The organism is Streptomyces sp. 2323.1 (assembly GCF_900221035.1).
Taxonomy (GTDB): Bacteria; Actinomycetota; Actinomycetes; order Streptomycetales; family Streptomycetaceae; genus Streptomyces; species Streptomyces sioyaensis.
In genome coordinates this window covers 986450-1012026 of sequence record NZ_LT907981.1, presented here as the reverse complement: position 1 = coordinate 1012026, position 25577 = coordinate 986450, and the positions used below count along the sequence as shown (strand labels likewise).

General features: G+C 70.1%; 25 protein-coding genes. 8 read left to right on the top strand and 17 right to left on the bottom strand.

What is annotated here, in order from left to right; genetic code table 11:
* Positions 1-322: 322 nt before the first annotated feature.
* From CPH93_RS03735 to CPH93_RS03690, 8 genes are all read right to left on the bottom strand, one after another.
* Positions 323-1726, bottom strand: a complete 1404-nt coding sequence (locus tag CPH93_RS03735; RefSeq protein ID WP_096211933.1) for a cytochrome P450 — start codon at positions 1724-1726, stop codon at positions 323-325.
* Positions 1723-2322, bottom strand: a complete 600-nt coding sequence (locus tag CPH93_RS03730; RefSeq protein ID WP_096211932.1) for a GTP-binding protein — start codon at positions 2320-2322, stop codon at positions 1723-1725. Before CPH93_RS03730 ends, CPH93_RS03735 begins: the two co-directional genes overlap by 4 nt.
* On the bottom strand, positions 2300-2662 hold the full coding sequence (locus CPH93_RS03725; protein WP_096211931.1) for a DUF742 domain-containing protein: 363 nt from the start codon (positions 2660-2662) through the stop codon (positions 2300-2302). Before CPH93_RS03725 ends, CPH93_RS03730 begins: the two co-directional genes overlap by 23 nt.
* A complete protein-coding gene (locus CPH93_RS03720; protein WP_096211930.1) occupies positions 2659-3093 on the bottom strand; it encodes a roadblock/LC7 domain-containing protein in 435 nt (144 codons plus the stop codon). Before CPH93_RS03720 ends, CPH93_RS03725 begins: the two co-directional genes overlap by 4 nt.
* Complete coding sequence (locus CPH93_RS03715) at positions 3090-4478, bottom strand: ATP-binding protein (RefSeq protein WP_096215293.1); 1389 nt, start codon at positions 4476-4478, stop codon at positions 3090-3092. Before CPH93_RS03715 ends, CPH93_RS03720 begins: the two co-directional genes overlap by 4 nt.
* 499 nt (positions 4479-4977) lie before the next feature.
* Positions 4978-6501 carry a glycerol kinase GlpK gene (gene glpK / locus CPH93_RS03705; RefSeq protein WP_096211929.1) on the bottom strand — a complete coding sequence of 508 codons (1524 nt, stop codon included), beginning with the start codon at positions 6499-6501 and terminating at the stop codon, positions 4978-4980.
* 741 nt (positions 6502-7242) lie between these two features.
* Positions 7243-7632 carry a nuclear transport factor 2 family protein gene (locus tag CPH93_RS03695; RefSeq protein WP_096211927.1) on the bottom strand — a complete coding sequence of 130 codons (390 nt, stop codon included), beginning with the start codon at positions 7630-7632 and terminating at the stop codon, positions 7243-7245.
* 162 nt (positions 7633-7794) lie between these two features.
* A complete protein-coding gene (locus CPH93_RS03690) occupies positions 7795-8088 on the bottom strand; it encodes a hypothetical protein (RefSeq protein ID WP_096211926.1) in 294 nt (97 codons plus the stop codon).
* A gap of 470 nt (positions 8089-8558) precedes the next feature.
* Between CPH93_RS03690 and CPH93_RS03685 the strand changes: the two genes are divergently transcribed.
* The 3 genes from CPH93_RS03685 to CPH93_RS03675 are packed head-to-tail and all read left to right on the top strand — an operon-like array spanning position 8559 to position 9836.
* Positions 8559-8873 carry a hypothetical protein gene (locus CPH93_RS03685; RefSeq protein WP_096211925.1) on the top strand — a complete coding sequence of 105 codons (315 nt, stop codon included), beginning with the start codon at positions 8559-8561 and terminating at the stop codon, positions 8871-8873.
* Between the two features lie 36 nt (positions 8874-8909).
* Complete coding sequence (locus CPH93_RS03680) at positions 8910-9368, top strand: SRPBCC family protein (RefSeq protein WP_096211924.1); 459 nt, start codon at positions 8910-8912, stop codon at positions 9366-9368.
* A gap of 54 nt (positions 9369-9422) precedes the next feature.
* The gene (locus CPH93_RS03675) at positions 9423-9836 is read left to right on the top strand and encodes an ATP-binding protein (RefSeq protein WP_159394958.1); all 414 of its coding nucleotides are present in this window, start codon (positions 9423-9425) and stop codon (positions 9834-9836) included.
* 262 nt (positions 9837-10098) lie between these two features.
* Here CPH93_RS03675 and putP read toward each other — a convergent pair whose 3' ends face one another.
* Positions 10099-11601, bottom strand: coding sequence for a sodium/proline symporter PutP (gene putP / locus CPH93_RS03670; protein ID WP_173909708.1), 1503 nt, complete (start codon positions 11599-11601; stop codon positions 10099-10101).
* Between the two features lie 574 nt (positions 11602-12175).
* Here putP and CPH93_RS03665 point away from each other — a divergent pair.
* Positions 12176-12589 carry an Asp23/Gls24 family envelope stress response protein gene (locus CPH93_RS03665; protein WP_093487129.1) on the top strand — a complete coding sequence of 138 codons (414 nt, stop codon included), beginning with the start codon at positions 12176-12178 and terminating at the stop codon, positions 12587-12589.
* A gap of 99 nt (positions 12590-12688) precedes the next feature.
* On the opposite strand, the gene CPH93_RS03660 is transcribed toward CPH93_RS03665, so the two are convergent.
* The 3 genes from CPH93_RS03660 to CPH93_RS03650 form a co-directional block, all read right to left on the bottom strand.
* Positions 12689-13993 (bottom strand): NAD(P)/FAD-dependent oxidoreductase, encoded by a 1305-nt coding sequence (locus CPH93_RS03660; protein ID WP_173909947.1) that lies wholly within the window; start codon positions 13991-13993, stop codon positions 12689-12691.
* Positions 13994-14315: 322 nt separating this feature from the next.
* Positions 14316-14798 (bottom strand): DUF5709 domain-containing protein, encoded by a 483-nt coding sequence (locus CPH93_RS03655; protein WP_093487133.1) that lies wholly within the window; start codon positions 14796-14798, stop codon positions 14316-14318.
* 131 nt (positions 14799-14929) lie between these two features.
* Positions 14930-15346: a DUF2795 domain-containing protein gene (locus CPH93_RS03650; RefSeq protein ID WP_093487135.1), complete on the bottom strand. Its 417-nt coding sequence runs from the start codon at positions 15344-15346 to the stop codon at positions 14930-14932.
* A gap of 307 nt (positions 15347-15653) precedes the next feature.
* On the opposite strand from CPH93_RS03650, the gene CPH93_RS03645 reads away from it, so the two are divergent.
* Complete coding sequence (locus CPH93_RS03645) at positions 15654-16745, top strand: baeRF2 domain-containing protein (protein WP_096211921.1); 1092 nt, start codon at positions 15654-15656, stop codon at positions 16743-16745.
* 116 nt (positions 16746-16861) lie between these two features.
* Here CPH93_RS03645 and uriT read toward each other — a convergent pair whose 3' ends face one another.
* Both uriT and uriH read right to left on the bottom strand, forming a co-directional pair.
* Entirely contained in the window at positions 16862-18301 is a 1440-nt protein-coding gene (gene uriT, locus CPH93_RS03640) for a uridine transporter UriT (RefSeq protein ID WP_096211920.1), read from the bottom strand.
* Positions 18298-19245, bottom strand: a complete 948-nt coding sequence (gene uriH / locus CPH93_RS03635) for a uridine-preferring nucleoside hydrolase UriH (RefSeq protein WP_096211919.1) — start codon at positions 19243-19245, stop codon at positions 18298-18300. The genes uriT and uriH overlap by 4 nt, the downstream gene beginning before the upstream one ends.
* A gap of 357 nt (positions 19246-19602) precedes the next feature.
* Here uriH and CPH93_RS03630 point away from each other — a divergent pair, with 357 nt between their 5' ends.
* The 3 genes from CPH93_RS03630 to CPH93_RS03620 all read left to right on the top strand — a co-directional run bounded on the left by CPH93_RS03630 (position 19603) and on the right by CPH93_RS03620 (position 22605).
* Positions 19603-20622, top strand: coding sequence for a LacI family DNA-binding transcriptional regulator (locus CPH93_RS03630; RefSeq protein ID WP_096211918.1), 1020 nt, complete (start codon positions 19603-19605; stop codon positions 20620-20622).
* Between the two features lie 345 nt (positions 20623-20967).
* A complete protein-coding gene (locus CPH93_RS03625) occupies positions 20968-21486 on the top strand; it encodes a lytic polysaccharide monooxygenase auxiliary activity family 9 protein (RefSeq protein WP_096211917.1) in 519 nt (172 codons plus the stop codon).
* Positions 21487-21657: 171 nt separating this feature from the next.
* Complete coding sequence (locus tag CPH93_RS03620) at positions 21658-22605, top strand: hypothetical protein (protein ID WP_093487148.1); 948 nt, start codon at positions 21658-21660, stop codon at positions 22603-22605.
* A 258-nt stretch (positions 22606-22863) separates the two neighbouring features.
* Here CPH93_RS03620 and CPH93_RS03615 read toward each other — a convergent pair whose 3' ends face one another.
* From CPH93_RS03615 to CPH93_RS03605, 3 genes are all read right to left on the bottom strand, one after another.
* A complete protein-coding gene (locus CPH93_RS03615) occupies positions 22864-23280 on the bottom strand; it encodes a DUF779 domain-containing protein (protein WP_096211916.1) in 417 nt (138 codons plus the stop codon).
* Between the two features lie 340 nt (positions 23281-23620).
* Complete coding sequence (locus CPH93_RS03610; RefSeq protein WP_096211915.1) at positions 23621-23890, bottom strand: hypothetical protein; 270 nt, start codon at positions 23888-23890, stop codon at positions 23621-23623.
* A 111-nt stretch (positions 23891-24001) separates the two neighbouring features.
* Positions 24002-25549, bottom strand: coding sequence for an ABC transporter substrate-binding protein (locus tag CPH93_RS03605; protein ID WP_096211914.1), 1548 nt, complete (start codon positions 25547-25549; stop codon positions 24002-24004).
* Positions 25550-25577: the final 28 nt, after the last annotated feature.

The window sequence follows — 25577 nt, the reverse complement described above, 5'->3', positions numbered from 1 at the left end:
GGCAATCACATCCCCAGGAGGCCGGCGACCACGCCGGCGACTCGATGCCGGGCAGGTGTGGACCTGCCCGCCGAACTCGGCTCCTTGCGGACTGCCAACGAACGACTGATCAGGCGGGCCGTGGACCGGAGGCGACCCGTCGATCACCTCCGGTGATCACACCAGGCGTCCACCCTGCTTCGGCGTGCTGTCCGGGAACGGCTCGTTCGCACCCATTGCGCATCTGTCAAAGGAGAGATGCGCAGGTGTGCCGTCGGGGTGTGGAAGCCGGGTTCCTCCAGCCGGTGACCGGTTCAGCCGCCGAGTGAGCGCGGGCCGTGGCTCATTGCCCATGCCACCACCGTGTCAGGGCGCTCCACCGGAGCTGTCGGACCGTGTGCGCGGATTCCGGTTGCCTCGCCGGGGATGTCGGCACCGGAGGGAGCGATGACGACAGGGCGGGGTTGGAGTTTTGTTCGTCGCGTCGAGGAGGGCGGTCGGCGGGGCCGATCGGCGGGAAGCGTACGGGCAGAGCGGTCAGCGCCCGGTGGAAGGGTCCCTGCCGCCACTCCAACTGCTCGACGGTGATGGCCAGTTCGATGTCGGGGAGCCGGTCGAGGAGCTTCTCCAACGCGATCGTGGCGATCAGGCGGGCGGGGCTCTTCGCAGGGCAGGTGTGCGGTCCCGCGCTCCAGGCCAGGTGGGCGCGGTTGCCGGCCCGGTGGTCGCCGGTGAGAGTGGGGTCGGTGTTCGCGGCGGCGAGGCTGATCAGAACGGGCTCGCCCTCGGGCAGGAGGGTTCCGTCGAGCTCAAGGTCCTGGATCGGGTAGTGAATGGCGTAGTTGGCGATCGGCGGGTCGGTCCACAGCACCTCGTCGATGGCGTCCTCGACGGGCATGCTGCCGCCTGCGAGATCACCGGCGAACCGGTCGTCGGACACCAGCAGCCGCAGCCCGTTGCAGATCAGGTTCTGCTGGGGCTCGGTGCCCGCGCCCATGAGGACCACCAGTTGGTGCCTCATCTCCTCGTCGGTGAGCCGAGCCGGGTGGGCCATGAGCCAGGACGTCACGTCCGGCCCCGGCTGTCTCCGCTTGAGTGCGACCAGCTCGGTGACGCCCTCGGTCAGCACGGCGTTCGCCTTCTCGGAGTCGGCATCGGCGTCGAAGATCCCGGATACGCCCTCGACCAGCTTGTCCCCGGTGTCGGGCGGGCAGCCGAACAGCTGGTTGAAGACCAGCAGGGGCAGGACGGCGCCGTACTCGCCCAGCAGATCCGCCCGCCCCCTGGCTCCGAACCGGTCGATGAGGATGTCGGCGCTGTGTGCCACGTAGCCCCTGAGCGCGCCCGGGTCCACGCGGCCGAGGCTGTCGGTGATGGCGCCGCGCAACCGGCTGTGCTCACTCCCGTCGGTCCACAGGGCGTTCGGCCGGTACATCATCATCGGCACGACCGGGCTGTCCGCCGGCACCGTCCCGTCGGCGAGAGCCCGCCATCGCCGCGGGTCCTTGGAGAAGCGCTCCGGACTGCGCAGCACCTCCAGAGCGCTCTCGTAGCGGGTGACCAGCCAGGCACGTACGCCGGGTGCTATCTCCACGGGAGCGACGGAGCCGTGGGCGCGCAGTCGGGTGTACGACGCCATGGGGTCAGCGGCGAACTCCGGGCCGTACAGCCGCTCGACCGCAGGCGCAACGGCGTGTGCCGGGCAGCCGGGAGGAGCTACCGCGCGCGTGGGGCGGGGGGTCGTCATCCGTGCTCCTGAGGGGTGCGGGTCTGGAGGTATTCGACGAGCGAGATCAGCGCTCTGGAGGACGACGCGGCATCCCGCGCGTCGCAGGTGACCAGGGGAGTTTCGGGAAGCAGGTCGAGCGCCTCGCGGATCTCCGTCTCGGGGTGGACCGGCGCGCCGTCGAACTGGTTGACGGCTACTGCGTACGGCATGCCGTGCTCTTCCAGTAGACCCATGACGTCGAAGGACTGGGCGAGCCTTCGGGTGTCCGTCAGCACCAGTGCGCCGAGCGCTCCGTACAGCATGTCCTTCCACAGCTGGGTGAAGCGTTTCTGTCCAGGGGCGCCGAAGAGATAGAGCACCAGAGACTCACTGAGTGTGAGACGGCCGAAGTCCATGGCCACGGTCGTCGTGGTCTTGTCGGGGGTCCCCGTAAGGTCGTCGACGAGTTCGCCGGCCTGCGTCATCGTTTCTTCGGTGCGCAGCGGCCGGATCTCGGAGAGGGTGCCGACGAACGTGGTCTTGCCGACGGCGAAGTGGCCGACGACGAGGATCTTGACCGTGGTCGTGACCGTGTCCGCGACGTAGACCGGATCAGAAGCGGGAGCGGAGCCCATCCAGTACCTCCTGCAGGAGTCGGGCGTCGGGCAGTTGGGCCTTGGGGACGGGAGGCCGGGCGAGGACGTGGCCGCTGTCGATGAGGTCGCTGAGCAGAACCTTGGTGACGCTCATCGCCAGGCAGAGGTGCCCGGCCACTTCAGCGACCGACAGCGCTCCACCTCGGCACAGTTCCATGATCCGCCGATTCTCCGGGCTCAGGCCGTTGAAGGGACGGTCGTTCACAGCCGTCACCAGCGTCGCCATGTCCAGTGTGTTGCGCGTCGGATGGGCGCGGCCCTCCGTGACGACGTACGGCCGCACGAGTCCTCTCTCACGCCCGGGGCGTGCCGGGGTCATGCCGTACCGGAGCCGTCTGGCGAGCCGGGTGCGTAGTTCAGCCGCGGCGGGCTGGTCAGCTCCTTGCCGAGCCGGTCGACCAGCTTGTGCATGCTGTAGGTGACGGCTTCCATGTCGACTTCCTGCCCCGCGGAGACGGCCAGATAGGCGCCGGCGCCGGCGGCCACCAGGAAGACGTACCCGTCGACGAACTCGACCAGGGTCTGCTGCCACGGGGAGGTCTCCCGTGCGCAGAACTCAGCGGTGCTACGACTGATGGACTGCAGTCCGGACAACGCCGCGGCCTGCCGGTCGGCCTCGTCGCGCTCGATGCCCCGGGAATGGGCGCGGAGCATGCCGTCCGCGGAAAGCAGGATCGCGTGGCGGGCTTTTGGGACCTTCAGGACCTCGTCGAGCATCCAGCCGAGTTCGTTTGCCGTATGGCCGTTCATTCCTGGGCATTCCCTTCGCTGTCGGGAGAGGCGTCGCGGCCGAAGCGGGTGCCGCGGGCGAACGCGCTCATGCGCGAGGCGGCCTCGGCTGCGGGGCGGATCAGCGCGGGACCGGAGCCGGTCGGCGCTACGGGGGCGCCGTCCGCTTGGTGCTGCGGTGTACGTCGGCGGCGCTTGGGCAGGCCTCCCGCGGTGGACGACGGCGCCGCCTCCGCTTCGGGGAAGGGGGACGATTCCACGGACGGCCGGGCAGTCGCTCCGTCCGGACCCGGCTGGGCTGCCGCGTCCCCGACCGCATCGGCCTCGGGCGCCCGAGGGGAGGCGGGTTCCGGAGCGGGAGGCCGCTGCGTCCCCTGCGTGGGGATCGGCGGGCCCATGAAACGCACCCGGTTCAGGAGCGCGTGGGGGAGGAAGAGCACGGCCCGCACACCGCCGTACGGGGACTCGGTGTTGACCGAGACGGTGAATCCGTACCGGGCGGCCAGCACGCCGATGACGGCGAACCCGAACTGCGGTGGCACGCCGAGCCGGTCGATGTCGATTTCCTCGTGGCCGGACAGGCGCCGTGCGGCTTCGTCGGCCTCTCGTGCGTCCATGCCGACACCGGCGTCGTCGACGACGATGCTGACGCCGTTGTGGGCGGGCTGAATGCTGACTTCGACAGTGGTGTTGGGCTGGGAGTGCCGCGCCGCGTTGTCCAGCAGCTCGGCGACCGCGAGGACGACGGGCTCGACAGCACGGCTCGCCACGTCCATGTCGACCCGCGAGTGGACCTGTACGCGTCGGTAGTCCCGGATCCTCGACGTCGCACCGCGTACGACGTCGAGCACCGGTGACGCGGCCCGCTGCCGTCCGAGCCAGGAGCCGCAGAGCACGGTGATGGCCTGCGCCCTCCGGCCGAACTGCGCGTTGGCGTGGTCGATCTCCAGGAGATCCTGGAGCACATCCGGGTCGTCGTGCCGGTCCTGCATGTCTGAGATCCCCAGCTGCTGCTCGTTGGCCAGGGCCTGCAGGGCACGCATCGCCGCCTTCAGCGACGCCTTCGCCGACGTGTCCGCCCGGGACCGTGCGGCCTGCATCACCTCGGTGAACTGCTCGGTGATCCTTTGAAGGTTCTTTCCGTACGTCGTTCCGGCCAGTTCCTCGTCGAGCGGTCCGGGTACGGGCGCGGGCGCGGTACCGAGCGATGCCTCGGCCAGAGCGGGCAGCCGAACCGCTACGAGGTGCCGGACCTCCTCCTCACGGGCGAGCAGGCCGGCATCGCGGCTCGTCAGGTGACGGCGCAGGGTGGCGTTGATCCGGTGCTGGCGTACCAGCAGCGGCAGCGCGGGGAGTGTGACCGCGGCAAGGCACCAGAACACCGCCTCCGGTATGTGTTGTGTCATCAGGTCCTCATGGCGGGGGAGTGCGGCAGGCCCTAGGAGGCGGGACAGGTCGAGGGTTTCGTGGAGTGCGACGGTGAGTGTCGTGCTGCGGCGGTCGGTGCCGTGCTGGTATCCGCAGGGCAGCCGCCACGTGCCGACGGCCCGCAGCTCGCGCAGGTCGACCAACTGCTCCTCCATGCAGTTGCCGAACCCGGCCTCGCGCCCCTCGCGGACCGCCGTCTTACGGGCCGTGGGCTCCTCGAAGCCGCCGGCGGCGAGCACGATGAGGGTGACGGTGTGCACGGCGTCACGGAGCATTGCCGAGAAGCGGGTGCTGGTGGGGTGGTTGAACGTCGGTCCTGAGGCGGGTCCGGCAGGCGGCGCATTCGACCACGCATCCCTCGGTGCCGCGGGGGACGAGGGGGATGCCGAGTACAGCGAGCCGGCGGCGGCCGCTACGGCTGAGGTGGTCACGGTCGCAGCCGCAGCCGCAGCCGGGAAGGAAGAACTCATACCTTTCTCAGTTCTCCTCGTCGATCCAGCCGCTGGCACGCTCGACTGCCTTGATCCAGTGCTTGTATTCGCGCTCACGGGTGTCCGTGCCCATCTGCGGAGTCCATTCGGCGGCGCGGTGCCAGTTGGCGCGCAGCGTGTCGGTGTCCGGCCAGAAGCCCACGGCCAGTCCGGCCGCGTAAGCGGCGCCGAGGCAGGTGGTCTCGGCGACCATCGGGCGCACTACGGGTGCGTCCAGGAAGTCCGAGATGGTCTGCATCAGCAGGTTGTTGGAGGTCATGCCGCCGTCAACCTTCAGTGTGCTCAGGGCGACGCCGGAGTCCTTGTGCATCGCGTCGACGATCTCGCGGGTCTGCCACGCGGTGGCTTCCAGCACTGCGCGGGCGATGTGCCCCTTGGTGACGTAGCGGGTCAGGCCGGTGATCAGGCCGCGGGCGTCGGAGCGCCAGTAGGGGGCGAACAGGCCGGAGAAGGCGGGGACGAGGTAGCAGCCGCCGTTGTCCGCCACCGAAACCGCCAGGGTCTCGATCTCCGCGGCGGTGCGGACCAGGCCCATCTGGTCGCGCATCCACTGGACCAGCGAGCCGGTGACCGCGATGGAGCCCTCCAGCGCGTAGACCGGCGCTTGTCGGCCGATCCGGTAGCCGACCGTGGTCAACAGCCCTTGGTGTGAGTTGACGGGCTGGTTACCGGTGTTCATGAGCAGGAAGGTGCCGGTGCCGTACGTGGCCTTTGCCTCGCCCTCGGCAAAGCACGTCTGGCCGAACAGCGCCGCCTGCTGGTCGCCGAGCGCTGCGGCGACCGGCACGCCGTACAAGACTCCGCCGGCGATGCCGTACACCTCGGCGGACGAGCGGATCCGCGGCAGCATCGCGGCCGGGACATCCATGGCGGCGAGAGCGCGCTCGTCCCACTCCAGGGTGTGCAGGTTCATCAGCAGGGTGCGGGAGGCGTTGGTGACGTCGGTGACGTGGACGCCGCCGCACGGGCCGCCGGTCAGGTTCCAGATGAGCCAGGAGTCCATGGTCCCGAAGAGGATCTCGCCGCGCTCAGCGCGCTCGCGCAGGCCCTCGACGTTGTCCAGCAGCCAGCGGATCTTGGGGCCGGAGGAGTAGGACGTCAGCGGTAGGCCGGTCGTGCTCCGAAAGCGGTCCTGGCCGAGGCTGCCGCCCAGTTCCCTGCACAGTGCGTCGGTGCGGGTGTCCTGCCAGACAATGGCGTGGTGCACCGGCTCACCGGTGTTCTTGTCCCAGAGCACGGTCGTCTCGCGCTGGTTGGTGATACCGATCGCCCTCAGAGCGGGCCGGGCGATCCCGGCTTTGCGGAGGGCACCGGCGACGACCTCCTGGACATTGATCCAGATCTCACTGGCGTTGTGCTCCGCCCAGCCCGGTCTGGGGAAGATCTGCCCGTGCTCCTTCTGGTCGACCGAGACGATCCGGCCGTCCCGGTCGAAGATGATGCAGCGGCTGGAAGTGGTGCCCTGGTCGATCGCGGCGATGAACGGGCCAGCGGTATGCGCGTCGGTCACAGTGTGCTCCTGGAGCGGCTCAATACGGCGCGGGGACGGCGGCTCGATGTCCAGGGGCCAGCTCGTACAGGCAGCGTCGATTGTTCGTCGACCGCACCCAGGCATGGCCGCCCCATCGGGGCGACGCTGCCCCAACTCCCGTCTCCTGTTCGACAATGTCGACCAGTGGGCGGCAGTTTCGCCCGCCCGCGAGAATGACGTCAAGAGGTTGCCGGCCGGTAACTTCGGCGTCGCAAGGATCTGCGCTGGCGAGCGGCCTTTGCCGAGGAGCGCGAACGCCGGGCTGAGTGCACCCGGTTGGCGGTCGAGCGCCAGCAGGCGCGGGCGCCCTTGGCGGAGGACGAGCGGCGTGCCCGGCAGGCCGCGCTCGCGGACCGCCCGCGACCGGTCGGGTCGTGGAGCGCCCAGCGGCTCGGTGTGCACCCCGCCATCCCCGGGCGCCCTGTCGACGACGGCTTCCACGTGCCACGGACCTTTGTCGAATTCCCTGGAGTCCGCCAGGGAATTCGCCTGCGAGGACGCTTCGTTGGCCGTGGCCCTGGACTCTGGCTCGCTGATCTGACCCAGATCCTGGCCGCCGGTCCGGTTCTCGTCGACTTCTACGAGCACCCCGTCGGCAAGGCGGGGATCCACTGCAGGGCCGTTCTCAGCGCCGCGATGGACGCCCACCGCCTTAGGACAGCAGCGCCGACTTCCTCCGCACGCTGAGAGCCATCATGCCTGGACGTGGTCCGCCGCTGGTCACGACCAGAACTCGTCCTCTGTCTGCTGGTCCCCCTGGAACTCGCGGAATGCGACGGCCCTGCCGTCGGCGATCTCCCAGACGTGCACTTCCGGCGAGGACCAGGCCCGACCATTGCGCTCCGCGCTGACCGTGCACAGGACCACGACCCGCGATTCGCCGGTGAGCACGTCGTCGATCCGGATGCGAAAGGAGCCCCCGGACAGCTCCATGACCCGCCCGAAGAATCCGACGAGTTCCTGGTGCCCTCGATAGTCACCGGAGAGCGGGCTGCGTCCCGGAACGTGCCAGGTGATCTCCTCGGCGAAAGCCTGAAGCACCGTGGGGATGTCGCCGGCCCCAAAGGCGTCGTACGCTCCCTCGATCAGTTTCCGGTTGTCGGTGGTCATCGTGGCCTCTCCCGCCCTCCAGAAAGTCAGTCGGGTCTGCCGTCTCCGTTTCCATGCTGGTCCCACAGAGGGCGGGCTGCGAGCCGGATGATTGCGCGTGTGCGGGCCGCGTGCGGGCCCCGGGCCGGTACCCCGCCCGTGCGCGGATCTGGCCGCCGGGTTTCACTCTCCGTCGATGTCCGGCTGGATCTCGATCATGAAGGCCGCGTCCTCAGGACCGGCATCTTCCTCGTCCTCCCAGATGATCACGCGGACGTGCTTGTGGGCGGCGCCGCGGCTGTCCCACTCGGACACCAGGTCGGTGATGACCAGGGCGGCGACGTACTCGGCGTCCTCCTTCGGATCGTCGGTGGTGATGGTCCCCTGCCAACGCTCGGGATGGTCGCCGTAGGGGCGCCAGCCCTCGGAGCCGTGCGGCTCGTCCACCCGGTACACCCAGACCGTCTCGGTGCTCATGGAGCCGATCCTGCCACTTGCCGGCGGTCACCACGTCGCTGTCTGCTCGGCGCCGCACCGAGCGCAGCGTCGCCGCCCCGCCTGGTCGGAGGATGTCGAAACAACCTCGACCCACCTCTGTTCAGGAGGCGCGACCGCATCCGCTTGAGGAGCGGGCCGAGATGTACGTCCTCACCAATCGGTCCACCGCCTTGATCACCACGATGAGTGCGATCGGGACCGGCAACAGCGTGTGGTTCGACTGTCGTGGCTGTTGCACACCAGCCAGGCCGTGCCCGGCGTTCACGCTTTCCCATTGCCACCGTCGGGACACCCGAGCACAGGGACCGCTGTGACCTCCGGCGATAGGTGGCGTGAACCATCGTCCGCGGTCGGGCCCGGATCACCTGTTGCGGAGTACTCCGGGCCGCTTAGCCTGAGATCAAGGTCTTCGAGCGGAAAAAGGTCTTCGAGCGAGAAGGAGCCTTGATATGCATTTCGTCCTGCTGGCGACCCACACGCCGGACACCTGCCCGACCTCCAACGCGACGACGCGCGACCTGCTGCTGAATACCGCTCCGGACATGCCGAACCTCGCCCAGAAGGCAGGCGTCGACATCGTGGCCGGTCCCTTCGTCAACCGCGAGCACACGATTGTCATGGTCGTACAGTCCGACAAGGCCGAGAATGTCGACCGGTTCCTCACGGAGGGTCGCCTCTCCCAGTGGAACAGCGTTCATGTGCTGCCGTCACTGACAATGGAGGAAGGTCTCACCGAGATCCGAGCGCAGACGCAGATCTTCTGACCCTCCCGATCAGGCACGGGGCGGTGCAGGTTCGTGATGACGTACGGCAGCGGGCTGAGTCTGCACATGCGGCGCGTCCTCCGTGCACCGCGCTCGGTTGTATTCCGCGGCTTGACGGAACCAGAGGAGCTGGCCAAGTGGTGGGGCCCTGACGGGTTCTCCACTCCGAGCGTGGAAAGCGACCTGCGGCCAGGAGGTGGTTACCGGATCGCGATGCAGCCTCCGGAAGGCGACCTTTTCCACCTGGTCGGTGAGTTCCTTGAGGTCGCACCTCCTGAACGCCTCTCCTACACCTTCCGGTGGGAGGATCCCGATCCCGAGGATCGGGAGACGGTGGTGACACTGTCGCTCCGCGATATCGGCGGTACGGCGACCGAGCTGGTTTTCACCCAGGGTGACTTCGCCACCGCGCAGCGCCGCGCTCTTCACGAGGAAGGATGGACCCAGGGTCTCGACAAGCTGGAGGAGCTGCTCTCCTCGGCTGCGCCGACCTGAGATCCGACGCGCACGCAGCCCGCTCCTGTGCCGGGGAGAGGTGTCCGGCTCGTCGTGGGCGAGAACGGAAGCGGGGTGCCCCTATGCGTTATTGATCACCACCTGGGGAGGGCATGGAACGCCCACTCGGCCTCACCGCGCGGCCGCTCCGCCGGCCCAGGTAGAGCGCCGAAGTCAAACCGCATCGAGCTCATCGTCGGGGAACTGGCCGGGGACTCGGCCCGCCACGGCCGGGCCGAGACGACGGTGCACCTCACCCTGACCGACCATGACCTGCGCATCGACGTCCTCGACACCGGCCGGCCGATCCACCCACGCCCCCGCCCCACCAGACCCCGGGACGAATGCGGCCGCGGCCTGGGCATCGTCAGCCACCTGGCCGACTGGACCGACATACGGCACCTCCCGCACGGCCGACACGCCCGCGCCGGCCTCCGCGTCGCGCTGGATGTCTGCACTGCGGCATAAGACGCAGTGGCGCGTGTGGAGGAAAGCGTTGAACGGGCTTGCCAGCGGGCGGCTCGGCTTTGGCGAACGTCGTAGCAGGGCGGCGCGGCCTCCTTGCACACTGCGGGACTGAGCGCTTCGTCCGGCCCCGAGCGACCCGCCGTGTCAGGCGGACGCGTACCGGCACCCGGCGCGTCCCCGGCGCCTTCCTGACGCCAAACGACCGGTGTGCCCCGGCACGGGCCCGGCCCGGCGCACCGGCCCGGCCGGTGCGCGCGCGGGTTCAGCCGACCGGCACCGTCGTGGCGTTCTCCCGCTCCATGGAGCCCGACCAGCTGCGTCGCGGCGGACGGCCGACGAACTTCCCGAAGAGCAGCGCCGCCGCGGTGGCCGCGAGCACCCCCGGCACCATCTCGTAGATGCCCGACTGGAGCGGTCCGAGGAGCGGGTCGATCTGCTTCCACAGCACGACGGTGACCGCCCCCGTCACGATGCCCGCCATCGCCCCGGCGCGCGTCATCCGCGGCCAGTAGAGCGACAGCAGGATCACCGGGCCGAAGGCGGCGCCGAATCCCGCCCAGGCGTACGCGACGATGTCCAGCACGGCGCCGCCGCTCAGCGCGATGACGTAGGCGACCACGGCAACGGCCACGACGGTCGCGCGGGCCGCCAGCACCAGCGCCGCATCCGAGGCCTGCCGCTTGACGAACGCCCGGAAGAAGTCCTCGGTGAGAGCCATCGCGGAGACCAGCAGCTGGCTGTCCGCGGTGGACTTGATCGCGGCGAGTACGCCCACCAGCAGGATGCCCGCGATCCAGGGGTTGACCAGCTGGGCGCAGAGCGCGATGAAGACCGTCTCGGGGTTGTCCAGCGGCTGGTCGAGCGCGGCGATCCCCACCAGACCCACGAGCGAGGCCCCGGCCAGGCAGACGACCACCCAGCTCACGCCGATCCGGCGGGCTCTGGGAATCTCGCGGGTGCTGCGGATGCTCATGAAGCGGACCAGGATGTGCGGCTGGCCGAAGTAGCCCAGCCCCCAGGCGAGCAGGGAGATCACTGCCACGGCACCGAGCGAGTGACCGGACGACCAACGGCTGCCGTCGAAACCGGCCTTGGCCCCCATGTCCAGCAGCGAGGCGCTCTTGTGGGTGAGCGCATCGTGCAGGGCACCGATCCCGCCCAGCAGTCCGATGCCGATCGCCGGGAGGGCAACCGCGGCGCCGAACATGACCGTGGCCTGCACCGAGTGCGTCAGGCTCACCGCGCGGAAGCCGCCCAGGACGGTGTAGACCACGATCACGATGGCGAAGACGGTGAGCGCGAACTCGAAGCCGCCGCCGAAGATCCCCTCGAACAGCACGCCCCCGGCCAGGAGGCCGCTCGCCACATAGACGGTGAAGAACACGACGATGACGGTGGCCGAGAGCAGCCGCAGCATCCGGCTGCCGTCCTCGAACCGCTCCTCCAGATAGGCCGACAGCGTCTTGGCGTCACCGGCCAGCTCGGTGTACGTCCGCAGTCGCGGCGCGACCAGCAGCCAGTTGAGATAGGTGCCGATGGCCAGTCCGACGGCGATCCAGGTCGCGCCGATGCCGGCGGCGTACACGGCACCCGGCAGCCCCAGAAACAGCCAGCCGGACATATCGCTGGCCCCCGCGGACAGCGCCGCCAACGGTGCACTCAGCCGGCGCCCGCCCAACGCGAAATCGGAGAAGGTCAGGGTGTCCTGATACGTCCAGAAGCCCACAGCCACCATGGCGAGCAGGAATATCCCAAATGTGATCATGACCGGTACGATCAGGTGTGTCACCACTGCTCCCTCGTTACAGGCATTGCCATGTCATGCACGGGCCCCCGTTGGGGGATCCCACGAGGAAGTCCCGGGGCGGGAAGGCTCCGGCGCGAGCAGACGATACGGATCCTCCATCGGGAGCGGCACCCCTTTGACAGATGTCCGTGGCAATCGCCGTTTCGCCGTCCCCGCAGGCCCGAGGCGGGAGCGGGTTCAGGACCATACCGCGGACTGCCGCTCCGGAGCGCCAACACCCCGCAGTTGACGACGACTTGATATCTCCGGCTGCGTGAGAGGTGTGGTCCGGCAGGGCTCGTGCCGGTCGCCTTGCCGACGGGGGGACGGGCGCGGCCTGCGGGGCGGGGCGCCCTGGCACGGTGACGCGGGCGGGCGCGCAGCCGAGGCGGTTGTCAAGGATTCTTGCCGGAACGGCAAAGTGCCGGGACGGCGCCGCGCGGCGCCCGCAGCGGTGTCACCTTCGGTTCGGGAGGCAGCGTCACCCGTCCGGCCATAGCGTGAAGAGACGGGCCGAAGGTCCCCTACAAGGGAGCACAAGGGGTGATGGGCAATGACCGAATTCGCAGAGCGCCGGCCGCGGAACCCCGGGGAACTGGGGCGGACGACCATCGCCGACAGCGTGGTCGAGAAGATCGCCTACCTGGCGGCCGGTGAGGTGGCAGGGGTGTACGCCCTGGGCAGCGGGCTTTCGCGCTCGGTGGGCGCCCTGCGCAAGCGCGTACCCGGGGGAGGCACGACCACCACGCACGGCGTCAAGGTCGAAGTGGGCGAGAAGCAGACGGCGGTCGATCTGGACATCGTGGTCGAGTACGGCGAGGTCATCCCCGAGGTGGGCAAGGCCGTGCGCGAGAACGTGATTTCCGCGGTGGAGCGGATGACGGGCCTCGAAGTCGTGGAGGTCAACATCGCGGTCAGCGATGTGCGGCTTCCTGAGGAGGAGGAAGAGACGGAACGGGTGCAGTAGCCGTCTCACCGGGCCGGGGCCTCGCGGGGGAGGGGCTCCGGCCCGGTGATGCGGACACCGTGCCCCGCCCCTCCGGGCCCGCGCCCCTCCCAGGGGCCCTCACGCCGATGGGCCGCCCGGTACGCGGGCCACCTCGGGGGATTCGGTGTCCAGTGGCACCGACCAGGAGCTGACCAGACCCAGCTGGACGCCCTGCCGCGGCAGGACCGCGTCCAGCAGCCAGTCGGCGGCCACCCGCACGCGGTTGTCCGGCATTGCCATCAGGTGGTAGCCGCGGGTGACCAGGCCGGCGAGCGGTCCGGAGAGCGGGACGTGCAGGGGGTTGGCCGCAGCCTGGAGTCCGCCCAGGTCGACCATGAACCCCAGGTCGTGGTGCCGATAGGCGCGGGGCGCGCCCCGGCCGCAGGATGCCGCCACATTGCGCGCCGCGACCTTGCCCTGCCGCTGGGCGTGCTGCGCCGTCATCGGCGTCACTTCACCGGGCCGGGTCAGATCCGGGACGGCCGCGGCATCACCGCAGGCGAACACCCCTGGCCGGCCGGGCACGTTCAGGAATTCGTCGACGCACAGCCGCCCCTTGTCGGTGGGCAGCCCCAGCGAGTCGACCAGCGGGTCGGGCCGTACGCCCACACACCAGAGCAGCGAACGGCTGGCGACGAACTCGCCGTCGTCGAGCAGCACTCCGTCTTGGGTCGCTTCCTTGACGGAGGTGCCGGTACGGACGTCGACGCCCTGGGCGCGCAGCACCCGCTCGGCGGTGCGCGACAGCCGCTCGTCGAGCTCGGGCAGCAGACGGTCGGCGATGTCCAACAGCAGCCAGCGGGGGTGGGGGCCGCCGTCTCGCAGTCCGGTGTTCTGCCGGGCCAGCGCATCGGTGAACCGCACGCCCTGGGCGGTGACTTCGGTCCCCGTGTACCCGGCGCCCACCACTACGAATGTGGTCCTTGCGGACCGCTCGGCCGGGTCCTCGGCCGCCCCGGCGAGCTCGATCTGCCGGGTGATGTGGTCGCGGAGGAAGAGCGCTTCGGGCATCCCGCGGAAGCCGTGGGCGTGCTCGGCGACGCCGGGCACGGGCAGCAGCTTGTTGACGCTGCCGACGGTCAGGACCAGCCGGTCGTACGGCAGGGAGCCCTTCCGCTCCTCGGGGTCGGTGTAGTGCACCTGGCGGGCCTCGAAGTCCACGTCATGGGCCTCTCCGAGGACGAGCCGGACGCCCGGAAGGGTCCCGGTGAGCGAGACCGAGATCCGGCGGGGTTCCAGGATTCCGGTCGCCACTTCCGGCAGCAGTGGCACGTACAGAAAGTAGTCATGAGGGTTGAGCAGAACGATCTCGGCGGCTCCCTTTGCCTGCCGGGAGAGCGTGCGGGCACATTCGTAGCCGGCGAATCCGGCTCCGACGATCACGATCCGAGGACGACGTCGATTCACGTGGGCTCCTGCGGTCGAGGATGGTGCGCACGGTGCGGCGGGCGGCCGCGTCGGGTCCGTTACGAGCCGGCGGCTCGCGCCTCCGCACCGGCGGGGGTCGGTGCCCTTCCGGCTTTCCGGCACGCGGCCGGGTACACACATGGATGCCCGCTGTTCTCATTCTGGCGGGATGGGTGCCCGGGCGGCTCGTTGAGGGAGGGGCGTGGGCCGCGCGCTCTACGGCGTATGGGCGCTGGACGTGCTGCGCGGGAGCGCGGCGTAAGCCCCGCGCGTCCGTGAATCTTGCGCGTGTTGCGGGCTAACCCTCGCCGCCCCCGCCGTCCCCCGCATTGTCCCGGGCGATATGCACCGCCGCCTCCTCCGCCGAGGCGGCCCCGCCGTCGATGCCCACGTCGCGGGCGGAAATGTCATTGCTGCCACCGCGCCAGAATCCCTCGTCGGAGCCCACGAGCCGGCCGGCCCGTTCCTCACCGCATTCGAGATCCGTCGGTTCCCCCACCCCGCCCGGCAGATCACCGATCCCGTCGCCGTCGGGTGCGCAGACGTCCGGCACCTCCACCGCCAGCCGGTGGTCGAGCGTCTCGCGGTCGTGCAGCTCCCGTGCGGTGGTCCCGTCGTGATTCACCACGAAGGGCCGCTCCGGAGGCGAATAGCCGGTATCCAGCGTCGCATCGAGGTCCGGCTCGTCCAGGGCGTCTTCCATGTCGAGTTCATTGGGGTTGTCCTGGGGATCGGACCTGGGCGGCTGATAGACCTCATCGCCCATCGTCTCGTCGGACATAACCGCCCTCCCTCTTCCCGTCCACTGGCCCGGCCGCGGGGTGCGGCAGGTGCCGATACCACCAATTGTCCGCCTCCCGGCGCCCGGCGGCAGCGCCAGGAGGCGGAAAGAGGCGGAAACCGGCCCCGGCCTCAGGACCGCCAGTGTTCCGTGGCGATCCCGACGGCCTCCGCGATGCTCTGCACATTGCCGAACCGCTCGTGCGCGGGCAGCCGCTCGGCCATCGTGACCAGGCGGTCCGGGGCGTTGTTGCGCCGGAGGGTCTCGATGATCGCGTTCCGGTCGGCCGGATACAGGCTCCGCCCGAGGTGCCGGGCGAATTCGGAGCGCAGTCCGACGTCCTCCTCGGTCATCCCCCTCGGTGTGCCGCCCCGGAAGTCGCTCTCGGGGGACCACGCCGCCACCGGCTGGTCCTCGCCGGCCGGCTGGAGTTCGTGCTCCTCCTCCAGCCACAGGGAGCGCTCCGCCGTCATTTGCCCCCGCAGTTGCCGCTTCATCACGTCGTCCCGGGCGGGGCCGGTCTTGTCGGTTCCGTGTTCCATGACCATGGGTGCCTCCGGCTCTACGGGTCTGCAGACCCGACGTGTTCCTCCCAGTTTCCCTGGTCCCCCAGCCCTAACAACCCGGCAGCGGCCGTTTCAACCATGCACACGGAAATGGCTGGAACGGGCACGGAACGTGATTGCGGCGGCATATGCCCGCAATGCATATGCCTTTCCGGAACGGGAATTCGTAGGACAGCCGGCTGCTTACCGGCGAATGCCGGCCGCGCACGAATGCGGGCCGCCCACCGACGACCACGCATTGCACCACAGGAGAATCCGCGGAATCCGAGGAAGCCAAGGAGGCAGTGCCATGCACATCTCGCTCCTGCAACCGGTCATCGACCGGCCCGGCCCCTGGGCGTCCGTCTATGCCGATGTCTCGCACGGCACCGAGGACACCGCAAAACAACAGGAGTTGACGGCAAGCGCCACCACGGCGCAGTTGTTCGCCCTCGGCGCGGACGAGGCCACCTGTGGCGCGGTGCACGAGGCCCTGCTCACCCGCCGTGGCGATCCCGGAATGCATGCCGGGCGGGCGCTGTTCGCCGCCCACGGAGCCATCGTCCTCGACACGCCGCTTCCCGGCCCCCCTGCCGTCCCCTTCGCGGCATGGGGGCCGGTGCCCAGGGTCACTCCCTTGCTGGCGGCGATCGGCGACGACCCCGTCTGCCTCGTGGTCCGCCTGGACCGTACGGGAGCGGACTTCGCCGTAGTCGGCGAGCGGGGCGGTGGGGCCGAACGGGGCGACGCTCGCGCCGCCGGGGAACGGTCGGAACGGCACGTCCGGACCGCGGCGGACCACACCGTGGAACAGAACGCCGAGGAGATCGCCGACGCGGTACGCAAGGAGTTCGAGAGCAGTGGTGCCGAGGTCGTCGTCCTGGTCGGTGCGGCGCACGAACGCCGGCTGGTGCACGGCAAACTGCCCGAACCGCTGCGCGCCCTGACCTACGAGAGCGAACACGGCGGGCGGGCGCCGGGCGCCGAGCGCGACCTGGTGGAACGGGACATCGCCCAGGTCAGGGCCGCCCAGGAAAGCGACCACATCGCACAGGTGGCGGACCGCTTCCGCGCGGGTACCGGCCCCGGCGGCAAGCACGCGAAGCCGCACTCCGCGGCCGGTCTCCCCGCGCTGGTCGAGGCGGCCCGGGAACACCGGATCGACACCCTGCTGGTCAGTCCGCACGGCGCGGACAGCGCCCGGCAGGTCTGGGTGGGCTCCGATGTCGACCAACTCGCCGTCCACGGAATGGAGTTGCCGAACCTGGGCGAGCTGCGTCCGGCTGCCGCACGGGCGGACGACGCCCTGGTACGGTCGGCGGCCGCGCACGGCGCCGACATCGTGGTGGTCCACGACCCCGAGCGGGCACCGGCCGGCGGGCTCGGCGCCATCCTGCGCTGAACGGACGCTGACCGGACGAGGCGTCGCGCCACCGTCATGCGACCGCCCGCCGACCGGAAACCGGTCGGCGGGCGGCGGGCGGCGGGCGGCGTGTTGCGCGGCTTTGCTGATACGGCCTAGCTCTGTGCCTCCGCCGTCACCGGCTTCGGGATCAGGAACGACGTGGCGATGGCCGCGGCCAGGATGACCACGCCCGCGATCATGCCCGCGGTGTAGCCGCCGGACGACGCCGGATCCGTCGGCGTGGCCGCCGTCTTGACGGCGTAGAGCACCGCGAAGCTCAGCCCCGCGCCGAGGTTGAACGCACCCGCGTTCAGGCCGGGCAGAAAGCCCGGGTTCTCGGCGGGGGAGAGGACGATGCCCAGCCCGTTGAGGACGATGTTCGCCACGCCCGCGTAGGCGATGCCCACCAGGATGGACGTCACCAGCAGCAGGAGCTGCGAGTGGCTGTGCATCGTGAGCAGCATCAGCACGACCGTCGCCACCGAACCGGCCAGGCCCAGCCGCAGCACCCGGCCGTAGCCGAAGGTGGCGGCGAGCCGGCCGGCCAGCGGGCCCATGGCCAGTCCGGCGAGCGCGTACGGGGACAGCGTCCACCAGGCGGACTGCTCGGCGCTCATCCCGAGGCCGGCCTGGGCGTCCTGGGCGAAGGCCGGGATCAGCCCGTTCATGACGGCGAAGACGCCGGTCATGGTGAGCACGGTGGTCAGCAGGGTCGCCCAGGTCGCCCGCTGCTTGAGGTGCCGGGTGGCGACCAGCGGGTGTCCGCTGCGGTTCTCGGTCCGCCAGAAGAGGGCGAAGGCGGCCGCGGCGACCACGAGAAGGACGGCGATCAGCGGCCAGTTGGCGGCGGCGAGCTTGCCCGCCTCGTTGAGCGCGGTCAGCAGCGAGCCGACCGAGAGCACCAGCAGCGCGACACCGGGCCAGTCCATCCGGCCGGCGACGGGTGCCTTGGACTCGGGGGTGAGCGTGGCGACCAGGACGGTGGCCACGGCCGCGACCGCCGCCATCGCCCAGAAGACCGAGCCGAAGCCGTGCCGGTCGGCGAGGTAGCCGCCCGCGAGCGAGTCGACCCCGGCGATACCGCCGTTGACCGCGGTGATCACGCCGAGCAGGGTGCCGTAGCGCTTGGGCTCCCGCACCTCCACCCGCAGCATGATCAGACACAGCGGGACGACCGGACCGCTGACGCCCTGGATGATGCGCCCGGCGAACAGCATCGGCACGCTGCTCGCCAGCGCCGCGACGACACAGCCGACGACCATCAGGCCGAGCATTCCGGCCAGCACCCGGCGGCGGCCGATGACATCGCCCAGCCGCGGGAGGAACAGCGAGAACAGCGCCGCCGAGGTGAAGAACGCGGTCTGGGTCAGGCCGATCTCCGCCGAGCTGGCGCCGAGGGAGTCCTCGATGTTCTTCAGCGCGGGGCTGAGCATGCTGGCGTTGAGCTGGAAGGCGAAGCAGGCCGCGAGCAGCGCGGTGACCAGCACGCCTATGCGGACACCGGAGCCGCCGGCCGTCGCCCCGGCGGGGCGCTGAGAGGTGGAAACGCTCATGCCTCGACGTCACCGATCCGCTCGAGCGCGTCCACGACGAGGTTCCAGAACCGCTCGTGGTCGAGCTTGACCGCGACCTGGGTGGTGCAGTCGGCCGGGGCGGGCGCACGGAAGTCCGTCACGGTCATCCCGACCGTCAGCGCGCCGCGCAGCTCGATGTCCACCGGGGCCTTGCGCACGGTCATCACGTCGGGGTCGATGACGTAGGCGACCGCGCACGGGTCGTGCACCGGCGGGTGGTCGAAGCCCTGGTTCTCGCGGTAGGCCTCGCGGAAGAAGTCCAGGAGTTCCCCGACGAACCTGGCCGGGCGGGTGCCGACCGCGGCGATCCTGGCGTCGACCTCGGGGGTGGCCAGCGCCTGGTGGGTCAGATCGAGCCCGACCATGGTGACCGGCCAGCGCTCGTTGAAGACGATGTGCGCGGCCTCGGGGTCGATGATGATGTTGAACTCGGCGACCGCGCTCCAGTTGCCCTCGTGGTAGCCGCCGCCCATCAGCACGACCTCGCGGACCCGCTCGGCGATCCGCGGCTCCTTGCGCACGGCCAGCGCGATGTTGGTCAGGCCGGCGGTCGGAACGATGGTGATCTCACCGGGCTCGTGGGACATCACCGTGTCGATGATCAGGTCCACCGCGTGCCGGCGGTCCAGCTCGAAGGCCGGCTCGGGCAGGTCCGGGCCGTCCAGACCGGTCTCGCCGTGGATGTCCGGCGCCGTCTCGATGGCCCGTACCAGCGGACGCGGGCAGCCGGCGGCGAAGGGGACGCCGGTGATCCCGGCGATCCGTGCCACGGACAGGGCGTTGCGGGTCACCTTCTCCAGCGTCTGGTTCCCGACCACGGTCGTCACGGCGACCAGCTCGACATCGGGATTGCCATGTGCCAGGAGCATGGCGATCGCATCGTCATGCCCCGGGTCGCAGTCGAGGATGATCTTTCTGGCCAACGGAAGAGCCCCTTTGCTCTGCTTGCTCGGCTGCGTGGAAAGGCAGCGCGGAGTGGTGGTGTGTGCGGGCCGACATGGGCTCCGGCGCACAGCGCGTCCGGCGGTCACCCCATGGCGAGCCCGGGCGGGGGAGTCAGCCGGCGAGCGAGCAGCATGGGAAAACGTTCTCCGGAAACTTGGCCCATGGACCTGCCGGTTGTCAACGGTTCAATCTCTGACCAACTACATGTTTTCGGGACGAAAGGAGGGCGGGATGACCAGGAGATCCCGCTCTCATGGGACAACGATTGCCAGCAGTTCAAAGGCGCGTATGCTCCCTCCGGTTCGGGCGGGCCGGACGAAGGGAGCCGGGAGACGGTGGCCGAAGTCACGTTGCGGGAGGTCGCGCTGGCCTCGGGCTGCTCCATCGCCACGGTCTCGCGCGTCCTGGCCGGCACCCGCCCGGTCGGTGCCGAGACCGCACGCACCGTCCGCGCGGCCGCCGAGCGCCTGGGCTACCGGCCCAACCACGCGGCCCGCGCCCTGCGCAGCCGCACCACCGGCACCGTCGGGCTGGTGCTGCCGCAGATCACCAACCCGTTCTTCCCCTCCCTGGTCCGGGAGCTGGAACATGCCCTGCACGCCGAGGGCCGGGCCGTGCTCCTCGCCGACTGCGACGACGACCCGGTCACCGAGGCGGCCCGGATCGGCGCGTTCCTCGGCCGGCAGGTCGACGCCCTGCTCCTGATACCCGTCGATGAGCGGCGCAGCCGGGAGGCGGTGGCAGCCGCGGCCGCCCAGGTGCCCCTCGTACTGCTCGACCGCGGATGCGGCCCCGGCGTCGCCGACTCGGTCGCCGTCGACAACGCGGCCGGTATGGCGCTGGTACTCGATCACCTGGCGGCCACCGGCCGCCGACGCCCCTGCTTCGTGGGGGCGGCCGGGACCGCGTCGGCGGCGGTCGAGCGGCGCGCGGCGTACGAGGCGGGAGCCGCGGCCCTGGATCCCACCGCCCCCGGGCGGGTCGAGCTCGGTGACTTCTCGGTGGCGTGGGGCCGGGCCGCCGCCGACCGCATCTGGCCGTCCCGGCCGGACGCCCTGATCTGTGCCAACGACCTGATCGCGGCCGGTGCGCTGCAACGCCTGCGGCAGCTGGGCGCGGACGTGCCCGGGGAGATCGCCGTCACCGGCTTCGACGACATCCCGCTCGCGGGCCTCGCCGACCCGGCGCTGACCACCGTCCGCCAGCCGGTCGGTGAACTCGCCGCCGAGGCCGCCCGCCTGCTGAGCCGGCCCCCGGCCGACGCGGACCCGGCATCACGGCGCACGGTCCGGCTCGCGCCGCAGTTGGTCGTACGGGGGTCCAGCGTCCCGGCCGACGTCATCGCCGGGAGCTGACCGGGGCCGGCGCGCGCCGCCTTGCCCCAGCTCGACAGCGGGGGTCGAGGCGTCCGCCCTGGAAGTGGCTGATGCCCCATCAAAATCGCTACAGGAACCGTCCGTTGGGGCTTCCTTTCCGGTGCGCTCTCTCCACTGCCGCACCCCTTGACCGTACTCGGTCACGCAGTAAAGTCTAGACCAATTGGTTACACCCTCGCGTCACCCATCCCCCCTCAACGAGGCCTCCCCGGGCGGACATTCGGCATTCGGCAGCATCCCCCATCTGTCCTCCGTCTTTCGGCGCCGTCGGCGGCGTCGGTCCGCAGCTCTTGTGTGGGCGGCCTCCCTCGCGAAAGGGTTGACATGCACAAGAAAAGAAGGCTGTCCCTCGCCATCGGTGCGGGCATCGCTCCATTGCTCGTCGTCACCATGCCGGTCAGCCCGGCGAGCGCGCACGGTTATGTGTCCTCGCCGCCGAGCAGGCAGGCGCAGTGTGCGGCGGGCACCATCGAATGCGGCGCGATCAAGTGGGAGCCGCAGAGCGTCGAAGGCCCCAAGGGGCTGACCAGTTGCAGCGGCGGCAACAGCAGATTCGCCGAACTCGACGACGACGCCAAGGGCTGGCAGGTCACCCCGATCGGCCGTGCGCAGACCTTCACCTGGCGACTGACCGCCCGTCATGCCACCAGCACCTGGCAGTACTTCGCCGGAGGCAAGAAGGTCGCCGAGTTCAACGACGGTGGTGCGCGGCCGCCCGAGACGGTCTCGCACACCGTGGACTTCGGTGGCCTCACCGGACGGCAGAAGATCCTCGCGGTCTGGAACATCGCCGACACCGCGAATGCCTTCTACGCCTGCATCGACGTCACCATCGGCGGCTGACCCGGCCGCCCCTCCCACCCCCGGTTCCCCCTCCCGTCCCCTTCACCTCGTCTCCCTGCGCCGGTCACAGCGGTGAGCAGCACCGGCGGCAGGGCGACGAGGCCGGCGCCGCAACCCGTTACGATCGGCCCATTCATGGCCGTTGAGCGTGGCCGCTGCCGGGAGGAAGAGATGGGCCTGTTCCGCCGAGGACCGAAGCGGGATCCCCGCGACCTGGCACGCGACGGGGAGTTCAGCTTCTTCTCCGAGCGCGAGGGCGGCCTCTTCAGATCACAGGTCCGGCAGGCCTTCGCCGAGCACGGGCTCGAAGTCACCGCGTACGCGGGCGTGGTCACCGACTCCGCGGGCCGGCAGTTCGGGCTGGGCAACCTCGCCGCGGTCTGCCATCGCGACCGGCGCGGTGAGCGCAGCTGGCCCGCGCTGATCCGGGACCACGTCGGCAAGGTGCTCCGTACGATGGACGGCCCGCAGCCGCTGGAGATCCTCAGCGAGGACGAGATCCGGGCCTGCCTCTACCCCCGTGTCGTCGCCCAGGAGACGCTGCCCGCCTCGGACTCCTTCCGCTACGGCCGGGCCCCGGCGCCGGGATTGCGGGAGGTACTCGCCCTCGATCTGCCCGAGGCGGTGCAGATGCTGAGCGAGGACTCGCTGACGGACTTCGGGGACGTGGCCGAGCTGCGGATCCGGGCGATGAACAATCTGCGGGCGCTGCCGGTCGAGGGGCATGAGACCGTGCGGCGCGGTGACGGCTCCGCGTTCGAGGTGCTGCTCGGCGACTCCTTCTTCACCGCGAGCCGGGTCCTGGTCCTGGACGAGCTGGTGGAGCGGCTCATGGGCACCGGGCTCACGCCGGACGGTGCGCTGGTCGCCGTGCCGTTCCGGCACCAGCTGGCGTTCCACCGCATCCACGACGCCCGGGTCATCCCGGCACTGCAGGCCATGGCGCAGTTCGCGGCGGCCGGTCACGAGGACGCGGCGGGGGCCATCAGCCCCAGGGTGTTCTGGTGGCGCCGCGGGGTGATGACCCCGCTGAGCGAGCCGGACGGCAACGGGCTGCGGGTGGTGGCGGACGCGGAGTTCCAGGAGATGCTGGAACGGCTGGTGCAGCGGGAAAGCTGACCGGCGAGGGGGAGGCCGGGACCGGTCGCCGCCCTCGCTGCTGCGCCGCGCCGTGCCCATCGCGCCGCACACAGAATTTTCTTGCGAAATCTGCACCCTGGGGGAACCTGCGCGGGCTCCCAACCGTTTAACGGGGTGAGGCCCCACGCTCTCCCCCGTGCGTGGGGCCTCACTCTGTTTCCCTGGGCTCGTCGACCAGCACCTCCGGGCGCCCTGCCCAGCGCTGGCTGCCCGGCCGCCCGCCCGGTCCGGTCGGCCTCAGTCGCCGAGACGCGCCTGTTCCTCCTCGGTGAACAGCCGCGAGCGGATCAGGAAACGCACCCCCTCCGGCGCCTCCAGGGAGAAGCCGCTGCCCCGCCCCGGTACGACGTCCACCGTCAGATGCGTGTGCCGCCAGCGCGCGAACTGGTCCGCCGACATCCAGAATTCCACCGGCTCCGGCACGCCCTCCACGGACAGCCGGCCCAGCAGCGCATCCGACGATCCCGTACGGAATTCCCCGGCCGGGTAGCACATGGGGGCGCTGCCGTCGCAGCAGCCGCCGGACTGGTGGAACATCAGCGGGCCGTGCTGAGCGTGCAGCAGGCGCAGCAGTTCCGTCGCGGCCGCGGTGAGCGCGATGCGCGAGGCGCCCGCGTCGGCCGGGGCGGTCGTCGCCTGCTCGTCGCCGCTCATCAGAAGCGGCCCGATGTCATGGTGAAGCTGCTGACCAGCGGATTCTTGCGCCGAGTTCGGTACATGTGCGGTCCCTCTCTTGCCCGGCTTCTACGGGGGTGATGGCGCTGGACGGTGGCGGTGGCGATCCGGGCCCGGAACCGGCTCGGAACCGACCGGACCGTGGCTCCGGTCGCCCGGGGCAATGAACCAGTGAACGCCCTGCGAGGTTGCGAGGTGGTTGCATGCGGGGGCGGCGCGCGCTCCCGGACGGCCGCCGGCGGTGCGCCCGCCGCTCCGGAAGGTACCGGACCAGGCCGCCGTCCGAGCCGGTGGGGTCTCGGCGCGCCGACGGCCCGGCCTATGGGGCGCCCTCCGTTTGGGCGCCCTGCAGGAACACGGCCTTCTCCGTCGGCGACGGCCGCCCCTCGGCGCGCACCGTGAGGCCGCGGCCGGAATCCCCGCTGAGCAGCCTTTCGTCCAGCAACCGTGTCATCTCGCCCAGGAACCGCCCTCGTTCGACGTCCCGCAGGAACAGGTCGTAGTAGAACGGGATGGCGACGCCCGCCGCGGCGAAGAGCGCGAGTTCATTGAGCGCGGACCACCAGAAACCATGGCGGTCGTTGGACACCGGCGCCAGCTCAGCCCGCCGAGCAGTACACACAAGGTGAGCGCACCGCGGAGCCTGCCCAGCAGACTCCGGCCGCCCGGCACGTCGCTGTTCATCTACCACCGCCGGCCGTCACGGCACCAGATAGGGCGGCTCGGGATCCTTGAGGGGATCGGGGAGTTGGATGACGGGAATCGGCTTGTTGTGCGGCCAGCCGTTGGACGCGTCGTCGAAGCTGAGCTCTCCGCTCGCCGCGGGGACGGTGCTCGCGTCGTGCAGGTTGGTGAGTTCGTTGTAGACGTCCTGGACGTTGGGCGCCTCGCTGGCCGTCTGGCTGGTGACATTGCGGGTGGCCCACACCGCGGTCAGTACGGCGTCGTGGTGCATGATCGCATATCCGTCGTCCATCACCGAGTCGTCGAACTTCAGATCCCGCAGGGCCTGGAGGAAGGGCTTGAAGCCGGCCGGGGCGTGCACGCCGCTGGTCCACTGGTCCGGACTCGTCGCCGAGACATCGACAACGGTGATCTTGTTGGCCTTGAGCAGCCCCCGTACCGACGAGCCCTGGGCGAATGTGCCGGTGGCCCCGGTCATGATCGTGATCGGCTTGTCGTGACCGCATTGGCTGCGGGTGGACAGGGCACGGACGAAGTCGGCGAGATCGCGGTCGCGCCCGGCGTAGAAGATCACTTGCGCCTTGGTCAGACAGATGTTGTTGACGGCGCGGTAGAAGAGCTTCGGCGTGCCGGCGGGCTTGTGCCCCGTCGAGCCGACGAACGAAGCGCGCCGCCGGCCGATGTAGTCGCCGAACTCGTCGTCGAACGCCTTGCGCAGGGTGTTGACGTAGTTGTCGTCCCGGCTGTCGAAGACGAGGTAGCCGCGCTGCTTCACCAGCGGGGATCCGGTCAGGAAGCGGCGGAGTGCCTTGGCGTAGTCGACATTGGACGGGGACACCTTGAACAGACGTGGTGAGTTGAGATCGGTGGCGGTCAGCACTGCGCCGATCGCGGGGATCTTCAGCCGGCTGAGTTCGTCGGCGGCCGCCTGGGTCTCCGGGATGCTGACGCCCATACCCGTGACCGCGACCAGTGGATGCTCGCCCTTGGTCAGCTCGGACAGCTGTTTCACCACCGGCTGCCAATGGGTTTCGTCGCGGCCCTCGTTGGCCAGGACGAGCTCGATCTGCGGGGTCTTGCCCTGGATGCCGAGCGAGTGGGACGGGGGCAGCTGAGGGCAGCCGTTCGCCCGGCACTGCGCGATGAAGGAGCCTTGCAGGCTGGTGAGTATTTCCTTCATGGGCAGCGCGCTGGTTTCGCTGTCCGTCATGGGCGTCAGGACGGCGACCTTGACGTACGGGACGCGGCTCTTGCCCTTGTCGGGCTTCTCCCACTGCTGACGGACCCGTTGGTTCTCCTGCACGATCCGGTCGATGATCCCCTTGAGCCGTGGATCGAAGGTGTACGCCGTCTTGTCCATCAGGCCGACGCACTCGCGCTGCGAGCCCTCGCCGACCCACTGCAGCCCGGGAACGCCCGCCGCGCAGCTGGTGTCCTCCTCGGCGGGCCAGAAATACCACAGTCCGCCGGCGAGGAGGACGAGGGAGAGCGCCAGGGCGCCGATACCCAGCCACCCTTTCCACCACGGGGGGAGTGAGTCGGCCGGTTGCGAGGTCAGATGCATGGTGCCAGCTCCTAGGGGAGGGAACGCT